The sequence below is a fragment of the Streptococcus equinus genome, from assembly GCF_900101445.1.
GTDB classification, from domain to species: Bacteria; Bacillota; Bacilli; order Lactobacillales; family Streptococcaceae; genus Streptococcus; species Streptococcus equinus_B.
Genome location: NZ_FNKE01000001.1, coordinates 130279 through 149739, shown reverse-complemented (window position 1 = coordinate 149739; position 19461 = coordinate 130279). Strand labels below are relative to the sequence as shown.

Here is a 19461-nt window from a genome sequence, read left to right as displayed (position 1 = left end):
CCTTATACGATGTGTAATAAATGATGAAATTTTTCTTGTTTGGTTTGTAGGTAAGCTTTATTTTCTTTGTGGGCTGGCATCTGCAAGGGCAAGCGTTCCACAATTTCTATACCTGCCATTTCAAGCTGCTCCAACTTATCTGGATTATTGGTCAAGAGTTTAACCTGCTTGATATCTAAAAAGCTCAAAATATCCGCTGCAATCTGATAATCTCGCTCATCGGGAGCAAAGCCAAGCTCAAGATTTGCCTCATAAGTGTCCAAACCTTCTTCTTGCAACTGATAAGCCTTTAGTTTATTTTTTAAACCGATACCTCGACCTTCTTGACGAAGGTACAAAATAGCTCCGCGACCAACCTGGTCAATTTTTTCCATAGCAGCGTGTAACTGCTCTCCGCAATCACAACGCAAAGACCCAAAAATATCGCCAGTCAGACACTCTGAGTGCAAACGCAGTAAAAGTGGTTCATCTGTCGTCAAATCTCCCTTTGACAAGAGAACATGCTCGCGCTTTTCTTCATCTTCAAATAACTGAAGGTCAAAGTCACCATAACTTGATGGCAACTTTACCTTAGGACTATCTTGAAAGCTCACATAACGAGCGATATCACCTACTTCAATCATGGTCAAATTCCACTTGCTAGCAAAATCACGCAAGTCAGCTTTACGAGCCATCGTCCCATCATCTTTTAAAATCTCGCAAATGTAAGCTGCCTCTTTACCACCTGAAAGGCGTGCCAAATCAAGACTAGCTTCCGTATGCCCACGACGATCTAGAACGCCACCACTTCGTCCCACCAATGGAAACATGTGACCAGGTCTGTGAAAATCACTTGCTTTACTAGTTAACGACGCCAATTCTTGAATAGTCTTAGCGCGGTCAAAAGCTGAAATTCCTGTTGAGGTTTCTTTGTGGTCAACGCTAATGGTAAAAGCTGTGCCATGTGCATCTGTATTTTCTTCTGACATTGGAACAAGTTCCAAACGATTAGCAATCTCTTCAGACACTGGTGCACAAATCAAGCCACGCGCGTGCTTGGTCATAAAATTCACATTTTCTGGACTTGCTAATTCTGCAAGACCAACCAAGTCCCCTTCAGCTTCGCGGTCATCATCATCAACCACGATAATTAATTTTCCTGCTTTCAAATCAAAAAGAGCCTTTTCAACATCCTTAAACATTTATTCTCCTTTCATCCTTGCCACTTGTGCCTGCATGTATTTTGCCAAAATGTCAGTCTCGATATTGACCTTGTCGCCTTTTTTAAGACTAGCCAAGTTGGTTTCTTTTGCCGTATGCGGAATCAAAGACACGCTAAATTGTCCCGACGCAACAGACACCACCGTTAGGCTAACCCCATTGACTGCGATTGAACCTTGTGCGACAATTTGCCCTTCAAGTTCTTTTGGAAAAGCAAAGCTAAGCACCAGAGCAGTTTCATCGCTTTTTTTCTGGACAAGAGTTGCCACACCATCTACGTGCCCCGTCACAAGGTGCCCTTCAAATCGAGCATTGGCTGACATAGCCAGTTCTAAATTAACCAAATCGCCTACGCGACTGGTTGAGAAAATCGTCCGCCTAAAAGTTTCAGGCATGACATCAACAGTAAATAAATCACCTGATTTAGCCACGCAGGTAAGGCATACGCCATTAATTGCCATACTGTCACCAATTTTATAGTCTGCTAAAATTTTTCGTGAAGCTTTGCAAGTTAACTTGATATGGTGTTGGTGTTTGACAATCCGACTGATACGACCTTGTTCTTGAATTAATCCTGTAAACATCACAAACTCCTTTTCGCTGACAATCTGATTGTATTTCCAATTTTTTGACATGAAAAATCTTGCAACTCTAGCACTTCTTCTACCAAACGAAAACTTGACATTGCCGCTTTGCCATTGCCCCCAATAAGCTTAGGCGTCACATAAGAAATGATTTCATCCCAAAGTCCACTATCCAAGAAAGCATCATGAACAGCAGCTCCGCCCTCGACATAAACTGATTGAATCTTTTTGTCATAAAGTACCCACAGGATATTCGCAATCGAAAACTCAGGCAAATCAATCACTTTCACATGACTAGGCAAGTCTGAGAACTTGCGCTTGCTAAAAATGAGAACTGGAGCTGAATCATCTGCAAAAATCTGCAAATCTCGTCTCTCAAAAACACGACCAGCTTCATCCAAAATCACACGAACAATAGGATACAAGCTCGTTCCCGCCCCCAGTAAACGCGGATTATCAATCAAGACCGTTTCAGCACCAACCAAAATAGCCTGATAATCATCGCGCTCATCATGAACAAAATGATTAGTCTTAACGTCCGTCAAGGCTGTGCGTTTGCCAAGCACTGCTATTTTCCCATCTAAGCTAACCGCTTGTTTCAAAACCACGTAAGGTCGCTGGTGTTCGTAGTAAAAATTATAGTGAGGATTAAGGCCTCTAGCCTCTTCTTCTAAAACACCAGTCACCACTTCGATGCCTTCTTCTTTCAAGAAAGCTAGCCCTTTTCCAGCCACCAAAGGATTGGGGTCAAGTTGACCAACCACCACTTTTTTGATGCCAGCTGCTAGAATCGCTTGAGTACAAGGAGGCTGTTTTCCCTTGTGATGACAAGGTTCCAGTGTTACATAAAGTGTTGAATCGACTAGTTCTTCAGGAGTTTGACAATGTAAAATAGCATTCTTTTCAGCATGTTCGTGCCCATACTGCAAATGCGCACCGCGAGCAATCACATGATTATCTTTAACAATCACTGCACCAACTAAAGGATTGGTATAAGTTTGACGAAAACCTTTTTTAGCTTCTGCAATTGCCTGCGACATATAATAATTATCCATAATCGTCCTCCTTTCCAGACTAAAAAATCCCGACAAAAATCACTAAACTAGAATGGCCTAGTTAGTTATTTTCATCGGGATAACACTTGTGATATTATCTAAAAATTCTGGCAATACCGCAAAGTCACTAAATTAAAATCCCCGCAGCTTACACCACGGGGAATTAAAGACAAGTAAAAAAGTATTCCAAAAAGCAAGAGCTTGCCTTTTGACACTCTATCAATTCTTCTCTCATCCAGACTATACTGTCGGTTCTGGAATCACACCAGATCAGCTTGCGCTCACGGACTTAACTATCTCGCTTGGTTATCAAACCAAACAAAGTTGATTGGTGATTTGCTTTTAGTCTAGGCAACAACCTCGCAAACATAACTGGTGTTAGGCAAAAGTGTCAACAACGAATAAAAGCAAATAGCAATCAACGAGACAACATCACCGTCGGTCGGGAATTACACCCTGCCCCGAAGAAAACTATTCAATTCTGTTTTAGATTAGCACGAATTAAAAGAGCTGTCAATCATTTTTATTATTTTCTGAAATATTTATTCACAAAACGAATGTTAGCAAGGTTGATATAGATATAAATTCCTGTCGTTACTAGCAAACCCGAAGTAACATCAAGCGAACTCACAATAGCTAGCACACACAAGATTGCATAAACAAATGGTAAATACTGATTAAGATTGAAAACAATCAAGAAAGCTTGTTCATAATTTGCTTGAAGCTCACCTTCATCATAAGAATAAGCAAATTCTTTAACTTCTTTAATTGTCGGAAATGCTGACAATTTGTAATGACGAATTTTTTGAGTCAATTTAAAAATTGCTACTTGAAGTACAAATAAAAGAATAAAAAAGATAGCTTCTACGACATAGGTCGTTATCTTAAAGGCTAAACCATTACTAATTCTGTCATGAAAATCGCAAATACCAACATCTATTGAAAAGAAAATAAATGCTACGGAAACATTATAAAAAGTCGATGCAAATCCTAAATTTTTAAATGTCTTACGATAAATCTCATAACTTTCATCTTCATCAGCATCTTCATCCATAGCCTCATAACAATTTTGATAATGATTCGCTTGGTACATAAACCACAATGTCACAAGAATTGACATAACAGTCAGTATGTAGACAAAAGTCATAAAAATAGCAAAATTAAACGATAAAACCTTATCACCAAGACCAAGCCCTAAAGCACCAGTTATTCCTCCGACAAGAGCACTAACAGTAACAATTCCTAGATAAAATAAAACACGTTGTTTTGTTGTTAATTTTTTTGATGTGTTCATAAATCTTCTCCCTCTTCATCAAGACTAAAAACATTTTCTACAGGTTCATTAAAGATTTTTGCGATGCGCAACGCAATAATCACCGATGGCGTATACTCATTACGCTCCAAGAGACTAATCGTTTGTCTAGAAACTTTCGCCAACTTAGCTAACTGAGTTTGATTTAAACCATCACGCGCTCGCAATTCTTTCAGACGATTTTTTAATACCAAATTACCCTCCATTCTAGTAATTGATAAAAGATGTTTCTTTTTCAAAAAACGTCTTCTTAATAATTCATTTCTCCTAGGATTGGGAGTTTCTGATGTAAGATAAGCACCAAAGATAGCAAGAAAAATAAAAATCCAATCATCTTTAGAAGACATCCAATCCCCCTCCCTTCGATGAATTGATTATAGCACTACCTTTTGAAAATGACAAGTATATTTGTCAAAATTATAAAAATAATTGTCAAAAAGAATATGATTTTTGTCAAAAAAAGACCCAGTTAATAAAACTGAGTATTTACTTCTACAAACTTTCAATCATTTCTACCAATTTCTTGGCATGTGCTTGAGATTTTTCAATCATTTCTTGGGCTTTGTCAGCGTCCTCACGCAGTGAATAAGACACACCATGTGTGACAACATGACCGACAAAGTTAAGCTGCGTCAATTTGGCTGTCAAACGAATTGGTGCTAAAAGGTCTTCAACAGTTGTGCCAGATTCAGCGCTATAAGCTGCTTCTCCTGCACCAGTCGTCAAAGATGCAATCAAGTATTTATCTTTTAAGGCATTGCCATTTGACCCATGAGAAAAGCCATGCACAAAAACTTTTTCAATCCACTTGTTCATCAAAGATGGGGTCATGTACCAATAAAGCGGGTATTGGAAAACAATGACATCCGCCCAACGAAGCTTATCTTGCTCAACTGCCACATCAATCTGATAATCAGGATACAAATTGCTCAAAATATCCAATTCAACTTCTGGATAGAGCTTTTTAATTTCTTTTAAAATAGTTTTATTCGCCAGCGAATCATTTTTCAAATCAGGGTGTCCTGAAACAACAAGAACTTTTTTAGCCATTTTTTCACCTCTTCTATTATTAGAAAATTCTATACAATTACACACAATTTGTCAACCTAAAAAAAGAAGCTGACACAAACTGTCCAGCTTCTTAAGTTTTATGCAAAAACATCTGCCAAAATGGCTACACCTTGGTCGATTTCTTCTTTTGTCAAGGTTAATGGTGGCAAGAGACGAATGACATTGGTTCCTGCTGTCAACACAATCAAACCTTTATCACGCGCTTTTTCAACCAAGTACGCTAGGTTTTCACTGGTTTCAATCCCAATCATGTAGCCAAGACCGCGAACGTCAGTCACTTTAGGATTGTCAGCCAAGACTTTTTTCAGTTCCGCTTGTAAATAATTACCATTTTCAAGTGCTTGTGGTAAGAAACCGTCAGCCAGCATAATATCCAGTACGCTTGAGGCTGCTGACATGACTAATTTATTACCACCGAAAGTTGAACCGTGACTACCGTATGAAAAGGCTGAACCAAGTTTTTCTTTGGCAATCATGGCACCAACGGGAACACCATTTCCAAGCCCTTTAGCCAAGGTGAAAATATCTGGTTCAATGCCATAGTGCTCAAATGAGAATAGCTTACCAGTACGTCCCATACCAGTTTGCACTTCATCAACAATCAGCAAAATTCCTGTTTCTTGACAGAATTGGCTCAAAGCTGCCACAAAATCTTTGTCAGCTGGACGAACACCTGATTCTCCTTGAACTAATTCTAACATGACAGCTGCCGTATCTTCCGTTACCAAAGCTTTAACGCTATCCAAATCATTGTAAGTAGCGTAGCTGAAATGTGGTACACCATCACCAAAGCCGGTCTTGATTTTATCTTGACCAGTTGCTGACATAGAACCAAAGGTACGACCATGGAAAGAATTGACAAAGGTAATAATTTCTTGCTTACCAGTGGATTTACGAGCGATTTTAATGGCTGCTTCATTTGCTTCTGCACCGCTATTAGCAAAGAAAGCCAGGTAGCCTTTGTCACCGATTAATTTGCCGGCCACTTCTTCTTGCAAAGAATTATGATACAAGTTAGGCATATGCCAGATTTCTTCTGCTTGTTTTAGAAGAGCTGCCTTAACTTGTGGGTGAAAACCAAGGTTGGTTACCCCAATTCCTGTTGAGAAATCAAGGTATTTTTTACCATCTTGATCAAACAGATAATTTCCTTGCGCCTTAACAAATTCAATAGCTGCGCGTTTATAATTTTGAAATAACTTTGTCATTACTTGCTCCCCTTATCCCTAGCAGATGATTGAAGTTCCTGTTACAAGATTGTCGCCAATCAATACTTCACCAACACCTGCTAAAACAGTGTTCACTGCTGACTCAATTTTTGGAATCATACCGCCAGTGATAATGCCTTGATCGATCTTTTCTTGAAATTCTTTCGAAGTCAGGCTATCAAGCACTTCACCATTTTCCAAAACACCTTTCACATCTGTCATCAAAACCAATTTTTCAGCATTCAAGGCAATCGCAACCGCTGTTGCTAAATAATCAGCGTTGATGTTGAGCATATCGCCTTCTTTTGAATAACCAATTGAAGCAAGTACTGGCAACATTTGATTATCAAGCATTTGCTCCAAAATCGGTGTCTGAATATGTGAGACATCACCAACGTAACCATAAGTTTCCTTATCAAGAAAATCAGCTGTCACCACTCTTTTGATATTTGATAGCAACTGAATACTATCAATAGATGATTGGTTTAGTTTTTTAGTCAAATTTTCACCAACCATGTGAAGAAGAGCATAGCTGACCAACTTCATATCAGATTGACTGGTTACACGAAGACCATTGATTTTTTTAACTGGTACTTGGTTATCTTCCATTAATTTATTAATAGCATAGCCGCCACCATGCACAATGACCAAATTTTTATGGGCATCTTTCCATTTTTTGACTTGTGCTAAAAAGTCTTGCGACAAGTTTTGGCTAGCAACGCCACCAATTTTAATCACAATTGTATCTTTCATAGTCTTATCCCTTTATGTACGATAGAGGGCATTGATTTTCACGTAATCGTATGACAAATCACAACCCCAAGCTTTTCCTTGTGCTTCACCCGCATGCAAATCAACAGTGATAGTAATCTCATCTTCGTGCATAACATCTTGCATTTCTTCTGCTTCAAATTCAACGGGACTTGATTTTAGCATGACTGGAACATCGCCAAGGAAAATGTCAATATTATCAACAGGAACATCAACCCCTGCATAACCAACTGCTGCTAGAATACGTCCCCAGTTAGGGTCTTCACCAAAAATAGCCGTCTTCACAAGGCTTGAACCCACAACACTTTTAGCCATCATACGAGCATCAAGGGCATTTGGAGCATTTTTAACATTTACTTCAATAAGTTTGCTTGCCCCTTCACCGTCTTTGGCAATCATTTTAGCCAATTCTTGCATCACGTAATTAAGCATGGCTGAGAATTTATCAAATTCAGGCGTATTTGGCAAAATTTCTTCGTTCAAAGTACAACCATTTGACATGACAAGAACCATGTCATTTGTTGATGTATCACCATCAACGGTGATTTGGTTAAATGTCGTTTCAACATTTTGGCTAAGAGCTAGTTGCAAAGTTTCACTTGAAATATTGGCATCACAGGTGATAAAAGCAAGCATGGTTGCCATATTTGGGTGAATCATGCCTGACCCTTTCGCGACACCTGCCATGGTAACTTCATCACGACCGAATTTTTCCGTAACTGCAACGGTTTTAACCATAGTATCTGTTGTCAAAATAGCTTTTGAAAAATCATCTGAATTCCCATTCACCACAAGTTTAGAAAGACCTGTTTTAAGAGTATCCATTGGTAACAAATCACCAATCACACCAGTTGAAGCGACACCGACCAAATCAGGTTCAACACCAAGTTTTTCTGCTGTCCATTTTTGCATCGTGTAAGCATCTTCCATTCCTTGCACACCTGTACAAGAATTGGCAACACCTGAGTTCACCACGATGGCTTTCATTTTTTGTGCTTTTTTAACAGACTGACGTGTCACAATTAATGGCGCTGCAATAACTTTATTTGTCGTATAAACCCCAGCAACGCTTGCTGGCACTTCAGATACAATCCAACCAAAATCAAGTTTTCTTTTCTTAAACCCTGCATGTAATCCATCTGCTGAAAATCCAAGTGGGCTTGCTACATTACCTTCAATAACTTTCATATTTCATACCCTTTCTAGACTATAAATAATTTGGTGAAATCAATAATCCTTCTGTTTCATCCCAACCATTCATCAAGTTGAGGTTCTGAACAGCCTGCCCAGCCGCTCCTTTAATCAAATTGTCAATAACTGAAACGATGGTTAAGACATTTGTGACCTCATTGTAGAGGAAACCAATATCTGTAAAGTTCGAGCCAATAACATTGTGCAATTCTGGTAAATCATCTTGCACACGAACAAAAGGCGTATCTTTGTAAGAATCTTCATAGATAGCAAAAAGATTTGCATTTGTTAGTGGCTTTTTCAACTTAACATAAACCGTTGACATGATACCGCGATTAACTGGCAAAAGTGATGTTGAAAATTGAATGTGATTAACCTTGTCATCGAACAACTTCAACTCTTGTACAATTTCTGGAATGTGCTGGTGATGATTCAACTTGTAAGTCACGTAATTATCATGCACATTAACAAAATGACTTGATTCAGAAAGTGCCTTACCAGCACCTGTCAAACCACTTTTGGCATCCACAATAATAGAATTTTCTTCAACCACACCAGCTTTTAGCAAAGGTATCAAAGCTAATTCTGTTGCTGTCGCGTAGCAACCAGGGTTTGAAATGAATTTTTTACCTTTAACATCTGTAAACTCAGCCAAAGAATATGTAAAATTATTCAACGCTTCATCACTAGCAGGTGTTTTTTTATACCATTTTTCATAAAGATAGGCTGGCAAGCGATGGTCCCCTGACAAATCTATCACTGGAAAATCAGCTTCCACAAAAGGCTGTGCCAACTTGCTTGCGACCCCACTTGGTGTTGCAAAGAATACCAAGTCTGATTTTGCCATGATTTTCTCGGCATCAAATTCTTCGATAACCAAGTCACAGACACCAACTAAGTAAGGGTATAAGTCTGATAATCGTCGACCGATTTCCTTAGTTGCATGAATCGAAGCAATCGTTACTTTTTTATGATTATTCAATAATTTAACTAATTCTAGACCACTGTATCCAGTGATACCAACAATCGACACTCTCATAATATACACTCCTTGAATAAATATGTATTCAATTTTATAGTATATTTATTCATAAGTCAAGTGTTTTTTGCATAAAATATTAAAAAAGCACGAATTTTCATTCGTACTTTCATTATTTTTCAAATTTATGGATATTAATCAATTTTTCTATTTTTCTGGTAAGCAAAATAAAGAGCAATCGACGTCAAGATAATCCAGCCAAGTAATACAAAAATGGTTTTATCCGTTAACTGGTAATCTGACAATTCTTTAAAATATTTAGCATTTGCTCCGATAAATGAGTAATCCATGACCGTACTAACAGATTTAGCAAATTCAGAAAATATTGGCAAAAAACTCGCAATAAACACTAGAGTGAGACTACAAACAGTTGTTTGAGTTTGATTCTTAGCCAAAAAGGCAAATAAGAGATTTAGTAAAACAAAGACAAGACTCGTCAAACTAACCACAACTAAATAGTTTCCCCATTCCATGTCCTTAATTTGCATCAAGATTGGAATTAAAATACTTTCAACCAAAGAAAAGATAATTGGGAAAATAATAACTGTCGTGATATATTCTCCTTGTTTAACACCCGATAAAATCAAACTTTTTAAATTTTTCTTTTCTTTCTCTTCTGAAATCATGGTAGAGACAAAAGAACCCGCTGTAAAACTATAAACCATATTAAGTCCCATTCCAACAAGGAATTTGTTGATATCAGAATCAAAAAAAGCGCCAAATAACCACATATAAAAAACTGGAGATATGATTGAAATAAGAAAAAGCTTGTTACTCCATATGAACTGCCAGCGTAACCAAAGTAAACTCATAAATCTATTATTCCCCATGCCATTTTTCTCCTGTCAATTTAATAAAAATAGTTTCCAAATCAGGCTCTGCTGTATGCATACTGACCACATTTGAATTAAGATAGCCAGCTACCTCGTCTCTTGGAACAACTTTCTCTTCACCATTTTTGTAAAGAAGGTGAACATTATCATCAACACGATATTTTGAGATAATCTCTTCAGGGCTACCATATTCCAAAATCTTGCCTTTATTCAATAAAGAAATCTTATCACATAATTTCGTTGCTTCTTGCATGTTATGAGTCGTCAAGAAAATCGAAATGCCTTTAGCCTTTAATTCCAACAATAGCTGGTGTACTTTTTGAGATAAGGTTGGATCCATACCAGATGTTGGCTCATCTAAAAAAACTATCTCAGGTTCATGCAAAATGGCACGAATAAGCAAAAGACGCTGACGCATACCTGTTGAGATTTTTTTGGCTTTTTTATTGCGGTCTTCATATAAATCAAGACGTTTCAAGAGATCGTCAACTTTAGTCATGGAAACACCGTGGAAGCGAGCAAAAAATTCTAAATTTTTGTAGACAGTCATATTTTCATAAAAGCCCACCGTATCACTCATGATTCCCATTTTTAAATAATCATCAGGCGTGATTTGCTCTGGATTTTTACCAAGAATCTCAACCACACCACTATCTTCTTTTAATTGATTCGTTAAAATATTAATCGTCGTTGTTTTACCAGCACCCGAGGGACCGAGAAATCCAAAAATCTCCCCCTCTGCCACACTAAATGACACATCATCCAATGCTACAGTATCCTTAAACTTTTTTGATAAATTTTGAACAGTAATCCTAGCCATAACGTTCTCCCAATCTTGTTAAATATTATTTCCATTCTAGCACAAAACCTCAAGCCCAAACGTTCATGTCATAAACAGTCGTTTTTCCGTCGTAAACTGCAAAAAAATTGACTGGCTAATAAAACTAGTCAATTTTTCTATTTTTCTTATAAGCAAAATAAAGGGCAATTGAAGTCAATAAAATCCATATCAATAAAGCAATAAAGGTTTTATCAAATAATTGGTAATTAGGCAACTCCTTTAAATACCTATCATTTGCCCCGATAAATGATAAATCAACTACTTTATCCATTCCTTTTATTTCTACAGCAAAAATTGGCATAAAAGTTGCTAACAAAAATAAACCAAGACTCAATACCATTGTTTGACTCTGACTCTTCGATAATAGTGCAATTAATAAATTAAGTAAAATAAAAACTATAATTGTCAATCCGGTTATCGTAATAAATATTACCCAATTAATACTTTTAACGTGAAATAGTATTGGTATAAAAATACCAGAAAACATGGAAAATAGTATTGGGAAAAAAATAACTGATAATATATATTCCCACTGTTTCACACCTGACAAAATCAAAGTCTTTAAATTTTTCTTTTCTTTTTCTTCTGAAATCATAGTAGCAACAAAAGAACCAGCTGTAATACTATATATCATGTTGAGTCCCATACCAATGAAACCCACATTATCTGTAAAACTAAGTAAATTCGCAAATAAAGCCATATCAAAGACTGGAGATAAAACAACAAATAAAAATAGTTTGTTGCTCAACATGAACTGCCAACGTAACCAAAGCAAGCTTCTGAATCTACTTTTCATATAAAGCTCTCCTTTTCGACTTCATAGTTAACGTTTTCATTATATCACAATTATCTTTTAGTAGATCTTTTCAGATTAATCTTCCCTAATATTTGCCAAATACTCCCAATTTACCGATACGTTCGACAGCTTCAATGAGACGTTCTGGTTCGACCAATAAACCGATTCTAACATAACCGTCTCCTGCTTCACCGAAACCTTTTCCTGGTGCGACCGCTACATGAGCTTCATTTAACAGTAAATCTGCGAAACTTTCACTGTCATAACCTTCAGGCACGGGCATCCAAGCATAAAATGATCCTTTTGAATCAAAAGCATACCAACCAATTCGTTCTGCTGCTTGAACAAAAGCATGGCGACGCTCATCGTATTTCTGATTTAATCCTGCGATGGCTGACTTCGCTTTTTTATCTAGTAAGGCTACAGCGCCAGCGTCTTGGATTGCCGGAAAAATACTAACAAAGAGGTGATCTTGTAGGAGATTAAGAGCTTCAATCATCTCAGCATTTCCTGCAGCAAATGCCAAACGCCAACCTGCCATGTTAAAAGTTTTCGAAAATGTGTAAAGTTCAATACCTACTTCTTTTGCTCCAGGTGTTGATAAAAAGCTTGGATTTTGGTAACCGTCTGCTCCCAAAGCCCCGTATGCAAAGTCGCTAACAACACCGACCTTGTATTTTTTCGCCCAAGCAACCAATTCCTCGTAGAATTCTGCTGTCGCCACAGCTCCCGTTGGGTTATTAGGGTAATTAACGTAGATAAATTTGGCACGTTTGGCCACTTCTTTTGGAATAGCTGGCAAGTCTGGCAAGAAGTTATTTTCAGCTTTCAAAGGGAAGGTTTCATATTCAATTTTCCCTAATGCAACACTAGAAAGATAGTCTGGATAGCCTGGGTCTGGCAACAATAGCAAGTCTCCTGGATTCATCATTGCCAAAGGAAACTCAACCAATCCAATCTTTGCACCACCAAGAACACAAATTTCCTTTTCACTGTCAAGACTTACCTGATAATTTTCCTTGTAGAATTGACTAGCCGCTTCTTTAAAATTTGCATTCCCACGAAATTGCGAATATTTATGAGAAGCTGGATCTTTAGCCGCTTCAATCAAAGCCTCGACAATGTAATCGTAAGTTGGCTGATCTGGATTTCCTTGTCCAAGATTGATAACGTCATAACCTTCTGCCACTTTGGCATTAACTTTTGCGACAAGACTTGCAAAAAACTGTTCTGGTAATTCTTGTAAAATATTTGATTGTGAAAACACCCTAATGCCCCCCCCTTTTTAATGATACAAATCTGGTTTGCGGTCTTCAAAAACTGGAATGTGACCTCGAATTTTTTCAACCTCTGTTAAATCAAGGTCAGCCGTAAAAATACCTTCTTGATTGTCTGGCGCCTGCAAAATCACCTTCCCTAAAGGATCAATCACCAAAGAATGCCCTGAAAAATGATCAGCAAGACCATCACCCACACGATTGACCGCAACAACAAAAGCTTGATTTTCAACCGCACGCGCACGCAGTAAAATCTCCCACTGTTCTACACGTGCTTCTGGCCACTCAGCAACGACAAATAAAAGCTTAGCTCCGCTTGCCATCAAGGTTCTCACCCATTCTGGAAAGCGAATATCATAACAAATGACACTAGCAGCTTTGACGCCATCTAAGTCAAAAGTACTCTCTTTACTGCCTGATCGTAAATACTCATCTTCTGACATTAAGCCAAACAAATGTACCTTATCGTATTCAGTCAGTATCTTTCCATCCCGATTAAAAACGTAAGTCGTATTAAAAAAGCCTGTTTCTTTCTTTGTTGCAACAGACCCTGCTACCAGATTTACACGATGCTGTTTAGCAAAGGCAGCTAATACAGCTTTTGTTTCTTGTCCATCTTCATCAGCAACACTTGATAATTGATCCAACGCGTAGCCTGTATTCCACATTTCCGGCAAAACAATCACATCTGGCTCATCAAGCAGAGCTTTTTCCAATAATGCCAAGACATTTTGGATATTCTGCTTTGGCTTGGCCTCCTGAATAGACATCTGAATTAGTGAAACTTTCATGATTTCCTCGATTCTATCTGCTATGAAAATTTTCTGAAATCTTAGTGACTATTATAACAGTCTGCTAAGCCCTCGTAAAATAGTTATTTTAAATGGACTTGATAGTTAAAAACTATAACCAAAAAAGCCCACCTCCAGGTGAGCTTTCGGGATATTTTACGCTAAAAAACGTTGTTCTGCTTGAACTAAAATTGAATTTGGTTCATTATACGATGCCAAAACTTCTTGAAATACTAACTTACTTTCACTTATACCTTGTCCTCTTTCCAGATAAAGACATGATAAATAACGCAGACGCTTTTGGCTAATCTTATCTAATTTATCCAGATTAACTTTAGCAAATAAGTCACTAGACATCCTCTTATACACTAATGCTTCTAAACTTACTAGAAGGCTATAGTAATAATTTCGGTTAAACTGATTGCTTGGCTTTATCTCTGTCAATCTTTGATAACTATTTCTAATCTGCAACATTTCTCCTTGCAATAACCAAGCATAAATCAGATACAATAAAAAAGTATTTATCATATAGTCAGGAATAATTTTGTTTTCTAAAGTGCTACAAACTTTTGAAACTTCATCAAAAGTCGTAACGCTGTAATCTTGCAATAATTGATTAGATACTCTTTGATATAAAAGAAATAAGTCATCTTTCATTAACAATTTATATGCCTTAAAACCATCGTTGCATAAGCCAGAAAAGTTTATTGGAGCTGCCGTTGCTATAAATAATAATAGGCTAGAATATCCAAATACTTTCAAAAATTCCAACTGTGAAAACAAGACAAATGAACCAATCAAACTAAATAATGGACCGCCAACTAATAATTTTAGAATGGCTTTTTCTGGATAATTTGTAACCTTGTAGCGATAAATACCACCATAATACATCCAGTTATCATTAAATCTCACACGAAATCCATTTTCAAAATCAAATTTGATAAAGCCAACTATCAAATAAGAAGGTTTAATTCCATTTAAGTAGCCAACTATCAGATGCCCTAATTCATGAAAAAGATTCGCAACCATGATACTAAAGTAGCTAACCATCACATCTTTTCGTGCAGTTGGTAATAGTAATAATAAAAAAGATAATACTAAAATCGTTAGAAAAAATGGCGAATATAATTTTCTCATATCGTAAATCTCCAGCTCCCAAATTTCTAAAAATATATCAACATTTTACCATATCATCATTAACCAAAAAAGCCCACCGTTTGGTGAGCTTTCATTTTATTTTCTTTCTTGCAAGGTTTTAATCAGGCTATTGAGTAGGCTTGCTTCTGCAAAGAGAATGACAATAAGTACCCAGTTTACCTTTCCTTGGATGCTATTGACAATAAGCACTCCAGCAAGGATTATGATTGTTACACTGATTAAGGCAATGGCGAGTTTTAGAAAGATATTTTTTGATGTCATCTTATAGATTTTCTGCTACTGCTGCAAGAAGGTCAGCGATTTTAGCAGCATCTGAACCACCAGCCATGGCCATGTCTGGTTTACCACCACCACGACCTGATACGATTGGTGCCAAAGCTTTAATCAAGTTACCAGCGTGAACATCTTTTGATTTGCTTGCTACAAGAACATTGACTTTTTCACCAATAGCTGCTGCCAATACAAGAACATCAGAATAATCTTTTTGTTTCCAGTTATCAGCAAATGTGCGAAGAGCACCAGCATCAGAAACAGTTACTTGGCTAGCGATAAAGCGAAGACCATTTGCTTCTTTAACATCTTTGAAGACGTCACCAGCTTGAGCTGCGGCTGCTTTTTCTTTCAATTCAGCGTTTTCTTTTTGCAATTTGTGCAATTGTTCTTGCAAGCTAACAACTTTCTTAGTAACTTCTTTCAATTGAGGCACTTTAAGTGTTTCAGCAATTGCTTTAAGGTCTTCTTCTTCTTGGCGGTATGCTTCAAAGGCTTCTTTACCAGTTACAGCAAGGATACGACGAGTTCCTGAACCGATACCTTCTTCTTTAACAATCTTGAAGATTCCGATTTCTGCTGTATTTGAAACGTGTGTACCACCACAAAGTTCGATTGAGTAGTCGCCAATTGTTACGACACGTACGTTTTTACCGTATTTTTCACCGAACAAGGCCATAGCACCCATTGATTTAGCTGTATCAATGTCAGTTTCAACAGTAACAACAGGGATAGCGTTCCAGATTTGTTGGTTAACTTCTTCTTCGATTTGACGCAATTCATCAGCAGTTACTGCTTCAAAGTGAGTGAAGTCAAAGCGCAAGAATCCTTCTTCGTTAAGAGAACCAGCTTGAGTAGCGTGTTCACCGATAACGTGATGAAGAGCTGCGTGAAGCAAGTGAGTTGCAGTGTGGTTTTTAATAACACTGTGACGACGTTTAGCGTCAATTTCAAGTGTGTATGTTGTACCAACTGACAAGCTTGCAAGTACTTCAACTGTGTGAAGAGCTTGACCATTTGGTGCTTTTTGAACATCAATCACACGAGCAACGATGTCGCCTTTATCGTTTTTGATAACACCGTGGTCAGCTACTTGTCCACCCATTTCAGCATAGAATGGTGTTTTAGCAAAGACAAGCAATGCTTGACCTTCCGAAACAGCTTCAGTACGTTCGTTATCAGCGATAATAACTGACAATGTAGATTCAAGAACTTCTTCTTCATAGCTAAAGACTGATTCTTCAGTGATGCTTGACAATGTTTCGTTTTGCATACCCATTGAACCACCTTTAACAACACTTGCACGCGCACGTTCTTGTTGTTCTTTCATAGCAGCTTCAAAGCCAGCGTGGTCAATCTTGAATCCTTTATCTTCAGCCAATTCTTCAGTCAATTCAACTGGGAATCCGTATGTATCGTACAATTTGAAGATGTCTTTACCTTCAACAGTGTCTTTACCAGCTGCTTTCAAATCAGCCAACAATTGGTCAAGCATGTTTGAACCAGCATCGATTGTACGTGCGAATGTTTCTTCTTCACGACGAACAATTTTTTCGATAAATTCACGTTTTTCAAGTACTTCTGGGTAGTATGATTCCATGATTTTACCAACAGTTGGAACCAATTTGTACAAGAATGTTTCGTTGATACCAAGGCGACGACCGTGCATAACTGCGCGACGAAGCAAACGACGAAGCACGTATCCGCGACCTTCGTTACCAGGAAGAGCACCATCACCGATAGCAAATGAAAGTGAACGGATGTGGTCAGCGATAACTTTAAAGCTCATGTTGTCGCCATCTGGATCATAAGTTTTACCAGATAATTTTTCGATTTCACGAATGATTGGCATGAAGAGGTCAGTTTCAAAGTTTGTTTTAGCCCCTTGCATAACCGCAACCAAACGTTCCAAACCAGCACCTGTATCAATGTTTTTGTGTGGCAATTCTTTGTATTCTGAACGTGGAACAGCTGGATCAGCGTTAAATTGTGACAACACGATGTTCCAGATTTCGATATAACGATCGTTTTCGATATCTTCAGCAAGAAGTTTGATACCAACGTGATCTGGGTCAAAGTCTTCACCACGGTCAAAGAAGATTTCAGTATCTGGTCCTGAAGGTCCAGCACCGATTTCCCAGAAGTTATCTTCGATTGGAATCAAGTGGCTTGGTTCAACACCGAGTGAAATCCAACGGTTGTAAGTATCTTTATCATCTGGGTAGTAAGTCATGTAAAGTTTGTCTTTAGGGAAGTCAAACCATTCTGGACTTGTCAATAATTCAAATCCCCAAGTGATTGCTTCATCACGGAAGTAATCACCAACAGAGAAGTTACCCAACATTTCAAACATTGTGTGGTGACGAGCTGTTTTACCAACGTTTTCGATGTCATTTGTACGGATAGCTTTTTGAGCATTAGTGATACGTGGGTTTTCTGGAATTACTGAACCATCAAAGTATTTTTTAAGTGTAGCAACACCTGAGTTGATCCACAACAAAGTTGGGTCGTTTACAGGAACCAAGTTTGCAGAAGGTTCAACAGAGTGACCTTTTGATTTCCAGAAGTCTAACCACATTTGGCGCACTTGCGCACTAGTCAATTGTTTCATTTCATCTTTCCTTTTCTTGTTACTAAGCGATGTTACAACGCTTGCCATAGATTGAAATCATCTTTTATGCCATTAAGGATACAAAAAACGACAAGTCCATTTCACAGAGGGTGACGTTAGCCACGGTACCACCTCTTTTCAATGAACCTGTCATTCTTCATTTATCTCTTAAATTGTTTTTTCTTGTATTTGACCATGGTAACTCGGTTACCACTTCTGACAATTAGAAAACATGAGTAGCACATTTTTAACTTCATCCATGGCTCGCAGCAACCGCCACTTTTCTGAATCTGAATGTTTAAAAACGATTCTCAATCCTTTTAATTGTACTGTATTTTAGGCGTCTGGTCAAGTAGCTTATTCAGCTGAATCTGTAGAACTTGATTCTGCTGTTGAAGAGTCTTCAGTTGAGCTAGCTTCTGAAGAACTTGCTGCACTTGAGCTTGATGAAGCTTTTGAAGATGATGAAGATGTGCTTGTAGCATATTGTGAAAGAATGCTTGCGAAGCTACGATCTTTGATTTTCACATTAGCTTTATCAAGTGCTTTACCGATAACTTGGTTTTGGAAGCTTGTATCATTTTGGTATTTAGCCATAATGATTTTCTTCAAACGTTTTTTATAAGTTTTCCAATCAGCATTTTTTTCTGTTTTCTTAGTTGTTTTAACGATGTAGTAAGTGTATGAATATGTTGATGAGTTCATCACTTTAATCACATCTGATACTGACCCTTCGTCTTGTTTGAAGGCAGCTGCCATAACATCTGATGGCAATTTAGTGTCTGCTGAATCGAATGTGTACTCAGTTTTCTTAGCTGTTGTGTTTTCTTTAGCGATTTTATCAAAATCAGCACCGTCTGCAGTTGCTTGATCGTGAACTGAGTTTGCTTTATCTTCGTCAGTTAATGCGATAACAGTAGCAGTTGTGTCTGCGTTGTAATCTTTATAAGCGTCTTTGTAGTTTTTAGTTGTTAATTTGTCTTTGGCAGCTTCTTTAACAGCGTATTCGACAAGCATTGATGTGCGGATTTGTTGTTTGTAAGTATCTGTTGTCAATCCTGCTGCTTGAAGAGCGCTTGAGAATGATGAACCGTATGATGAAGCTGTTGTGTTATAAGCTTTGGTAACGTCTTTGTCAGAAACTTTATCACCATATTGATCTTCAAAGACACGTGACAAAATCAAGTTCAACATTGTTTGTTGAGATGATGATGTGCTTTTAGCTGCACTGTAGAAGTCTGATACTGTAATTGTGTTACCTTTCATTGTAACAAGAGCTTTAGTTTCAGAATTGTTGTTTGTAGCAAGGTAAGTTACACCAGCACCGATAAGAGCTGACGCTACGGCAATAGAAACACCCTTAAAAGCCTTGCTTTGGATCATTTTTGAAAATCCTGATTTTTCTTTGTTAGCCATTGATATTAAACTCCTTAATTTGTCTTTAACTCCATTA

Annotated in this window: 19 protein-coding genes and 1 riboswitch; all 19 genes read right to left on the bottom strand. The window is 37.7% G+C overall.

Going from position 1 to position 19461, the window contains the following annotated elements; genetic code table 11:
- Positions 1 to 2 precede the first annotated feature (2 nt).
- A complete protein-coding gene (locus BLR83_RS00780; protein WP_074559624.1) occupies positions 3 to 1181 on the bottom strand; it encodes a bifunctional 3,4-dihydroxy-2-butanone-4-phosphate synthase/GTP cyclohydrolase II in 1179 nt (392 codons plus the stop codon).
- Positions 1182 to 1784, bottom strand: coding sequence for a riboflavin synthase (locus BLR83_RS00775; protein WP_074559622.1), 603 nt, complete (start codon positions 1782 to 1784; stop codon positions 1182 to 1184).
- On the bottom strand, positions 1784 to 2839 hold the full coding sequence (gene ribD / locus BLR83_RS00770; RefSeq protein WP_074559620.1) for a bifunctional diaminohydroxyphosphoribosylaminopyrimidine deaminase/5-amino-6-(5-phosphoribosylamino)uracil reductase RibD: 1056 nt from the start codon (positions 2837 to 2839) through the stop codon (positions 1784 to 1786). Before ribD ends, BLR83_RS00775 begins: the two co-directional genes overlap by 1 nt.
- A gap of 219 nt (positions 2840 to 3058) precedes the next feature.
- Positions 3059 to 3312, bottom strand: a riboswitch (FMN riboswitch).
- Positions 3313 to 3365: 53 nt separating this feature from the next.
- A complete protein-coding gene (locus tag BLR83_RS00765; protein WP_074559618.1) occupies positions 3366 to 4133 on the bottom strand; it encodes a DUF3169 family protein in 768 nt (255 codons plus the stop codon).
- Complete coding sequence (locus tag BLR83_RS10000) at positions 4130 to 4498, bottom strand: helix-turn-helix transcriptional regulator (protein ID WP_234793079.1); 369 nt, start codon at positions 4496 to 4498, stop codon at positions 4130 to 4132. Before BLR83_RS10000 ends, BLR83_RS00765 begins: the two co-directional genes overlap by 4 nt.
- Before the next feature lie 145 nt (positions 4499 to 4643).
- Complete coding sequence (locus BLR83_RS00755) at positions 4644 to 5201, bottom strand: NAD(P)H-dependent oxidoreductase (RefSeq protein WP_074559616.1); 558 nt, start codon at positions 5199 to 5201, stop codon at positions 4644 to 4646.
- 98 nt (positions 5202 to 5299) lie between these two features.
- Positions 5300 to 6430 (bottom strand): acetylornithine transaminase, encoded by a 1131-nt coding sequence (locus BLR83_RS00750; protein WP_074559614.1) that lies wholly within the window; start codon positions 6428 to 6430, stop codon positions 5300 to 5302.
- An 18-nt stretch (positions 6431 to 6448) separates the two neighbouring features.
- Complete coding sequence (argB, locus tag BLR83_RS00745) at positions 6449 to 7183, bottom strand: acetylglutamate kinase (protein ID WP_074559612.1); 735 nt, start codon at positions 7181 to 7183, stop codon at positions 6449 to 6451.
- A 12-nt stretch (positions 7184 to 7195) separates the two neighbouring features.
- Complete coding sequence (argJ, locus tag BLR83_RS00740; protein ID WP_074559610.1) at positions 7196 to 8389, bottom strand: bifunctional ornithine acetyltransferase/N-acetylglutamate synthase; 1194 nt, start codon at positions 8387 to 8389, stop codon at positions 7196 to 7198.
- Between the two features lie 19 nt (positions 8390 to 8408).
- On the bottom strand, positions 8409 to 9431 hold the full coding sequence (gene argC / locus BLR83_RS00735) for an N-acetyl-gamma-glutamyl-phosphate reductase (RefSeq protein WP_074559608.1): 1023 nt from the start codon (positions 9429 to 9431) through the stop codon (positions 8409 to 8411).
- A gap of 134 nt (positions 9432 to 9565) precedes the next feature.
- Entirely contained in the window at positions 9566 to 10162 is a 597-nt protein-coding gene (locus tag BLR83_RS00730) for an ABC transporter permease (RefSeq protein ID WP_324609175.1), read from the bottom strand.
- Between the two features lie 88 nt (positions 10163 to 10250).
- Positions 10251 to 11084, bottom strand: coding sequence for an ABC transporter ATP-binding protein (locus tag BLR83_RS00725; protein ID WP_074559604.1), 834 nt, complete (start codon positions 11082 to 11084; stop codon positions 10251 to 10253).
- Between the two features lie 124 nt (positions 11085 to 11208).
- Positions 11209 to 11901: an ABC transporter permease gene (locus BLR83_RS00720; protein WP_074559602.1), complete on the bottom strand. Its 693-nt coding sequence runs from the start codon at positions 11899 to 11901 to the stop codon at positions 11209 to 11211.
- An 85-nt stretch (positions 11902 to 11986) separates the two neighbouring features.
- Positions 11987 to 13168, bottom strand: coding sequence for a pyridoxal phosphate-dependent aminotransferase (locus BLR83_RS00715; RefSeq protein WP_074559600.1), 1182 nt, complete (start codon positions 13166 to 13168; stop codon positions 11987 to 11989).
- An 18-nt stretch (positions 13169 to 13186) separates the two neighbouring features.
- Positions 13187 to 13969: a carbon-nitrogen family hydrolase gene (locus BLR83_RS00710; protein ID WP_074559598.1), complete on the bottom strand. Its 783-nt coding sequence runs from the start codon at positions 13967 to 13969 to the stop codon at positions 13187 to 13189.
- Positions 13970 to 14125: 156 nt separating this feature from the next.
- Positions 14126 to 15106 carry a site-2 protease family protein gene (locus tag BLR83_RS00705; RefSeq protein WP_200796305.1) on the bottom strand — a complete coding sequence of 327 codons (981 nt, stop codon included), beginning with the start codon at positions 15104 to 15106 and terminating at the stop codon, positions 14126 to 14128.
- 96 nt (positions 15107 to 15202) lie between these two features.
- The gene (locus BLR83_RS00695) at positions 15203 to 15388 is read right to left on the bottom strand and encodes a peptidase (RefSeq protein WP_074559596.1); all 186 of its coding nucleotides are present in this window, start codon (positions 15386 to 15388) and stop codon (positions 15203 to 15205) included.
- 1 nt (position 15389) lies between these two features.
- A complete protein-coding gene (gene alaS / locus BLR83_RS00690) occupies positions 15390 to 18008 on the bottom strand; it encodes an alanine--tRNA ligase (protein WP_039697202.1) in 2619 nt (872 codons plus the stop codon).
- A 357-nt stretch (positions 18009 to 18365) separates the two neighbouring features.
- Positions 18366 to 19424, bottom strand: a complete 1059-nt coding sequence (locus BLR83_RS00685) for a peptidylprolyl isomerase PrsA (protein WP_074559594.1) — start codon at positions 19422 to 19424, stop codon at positions 18366 to 18368.
- Between the last annotated feature and the right edge of the window lie 37 nt (positions 19425 to 19461).

Bases quoted from the DNA above. Each gene is read 5' to 3' on its own strand.
- BLR83_RS00720 (WP_074559602.1), bottom strand. From the start codon at position 11,901: ATGAAAAGTAGATTCAGAAGCTTGCTTTGGTTACGTTGGCAGTTCATG.
- BLR83_RS00695 (WP_074559596.1), bottom strand. From the start codon at position 15,388: ATGACATCAAAAAATATCTTTCTAAAACTCGCCATTGCCTTAATCAGT.
- BLR83_RS00780 (WP_074559624.1), bottom strand. From the start codon at position 1,181: ATGTTTAAGGATGTTGAAAAGGCTCTTTTTGATTTGAAAGCAGGAAAA.
- BLR83_RS00685 (WP_074559594.1), bottom strand. From the start codon at position 19,424: ATGGCTAACAAAGAAAAATCAGGATTTTCAAAAATGATCCAAAGCAAG.
- argB (WP_074559612.1), bottom strand. From the start codon at position 7,183: ATGAAAGATACAATTGTGATTAAAATTGGTGGCGTTGCTAGCCAAAAC.
- BLR83_RS00750 (WP_074559614.1), bottom strand. From the start codon at position 6,430: ATGACAAAGTTATTTCAAAATTATAAACGCGCAGCTATTGAATTTGTT.
- BLR83_RS00705 (WP_200796305.1), bottom strand. From the start codon at position 15,106: ATGAGAAAATTATATTCGCCATTTTTTCTAACGATTTTAGTATTATCT.
- BLR83_RS00710 (WP_074559598.1), bottom strand. From the start codon at position 13,969: ATGAAAGTTTCACTAATTCAGATGTCTATTCAGGAGGCCAAGCCAAAG.
- BLR83_RS00765 (WP_074559618.1), bottom strand. From the start codon at position 4,133: ATGAACACATCAAAAAAATTAACAACAAAACAACGTGTTTTATTTTAT.
- alaS (WP_039697202.1), bottom strand. From the start codon at position 18,008: ATGAAACAATTGACTAGTGCGCAAGTGCGCCAAATGTGGTTAGACTTC.
- argC (WP_074559608.1), bottom strand. From the start codon at position 9,431: ATGAGAGTGTCGATTGTTGGTATCACTGGATACAGTGGTCTAGAATTA.
- argJ (WP_074559610.1), bottom strand. From the start codon at position 8,389: ATGAAAGTTATTGAAGGTAATGTAGCAAGCCCACTTGGATTTTCAGCA.
- BLR83_RS00775 (WP_074559622.1), bottom strand. From the start codon at position 1,784: ATGTTTACAGGATTAATTCAAGAACAAGGTCGTATCAGTCGGATTGTC.
- BLR83_RS10000 (WP_234793079.1), bottom strand. From the start codon at position 4,498: ATGTCTTCTAAAGATGATTGGATTTTTATTTTTCTTGCTATCTTTGGT.
- ribD (WP_074559620.1), bottom strand. From the start codon at position 2,839: ATGGATAATTATTATATGTCGCAGGCAATTGCAGAAGCTAAAAAAGGT.
- BLR83_RS00730 (WP_324609175.1), bottom strand. From the start codon at position 10,162: ATGTGGTTATTTGGCGCTTTTTTTGATTCTGATATCAACAAATTCCTT.
- BLR83_RS00725 (WP_074559604.1), bottom strand. From the start codon at position 11,084: ATGGCTAGGATTACTGTTCAAAATTTATCAAAAAAGTTTAAGGATACT.
- BLR83_RS00755 (WP_074559616.1), bottom strand. From the start codon at position 5,201: ATGGCTAAAAAAGTTCTTGTTGTTTCAGGACACCCTGATTTGAAAAAT.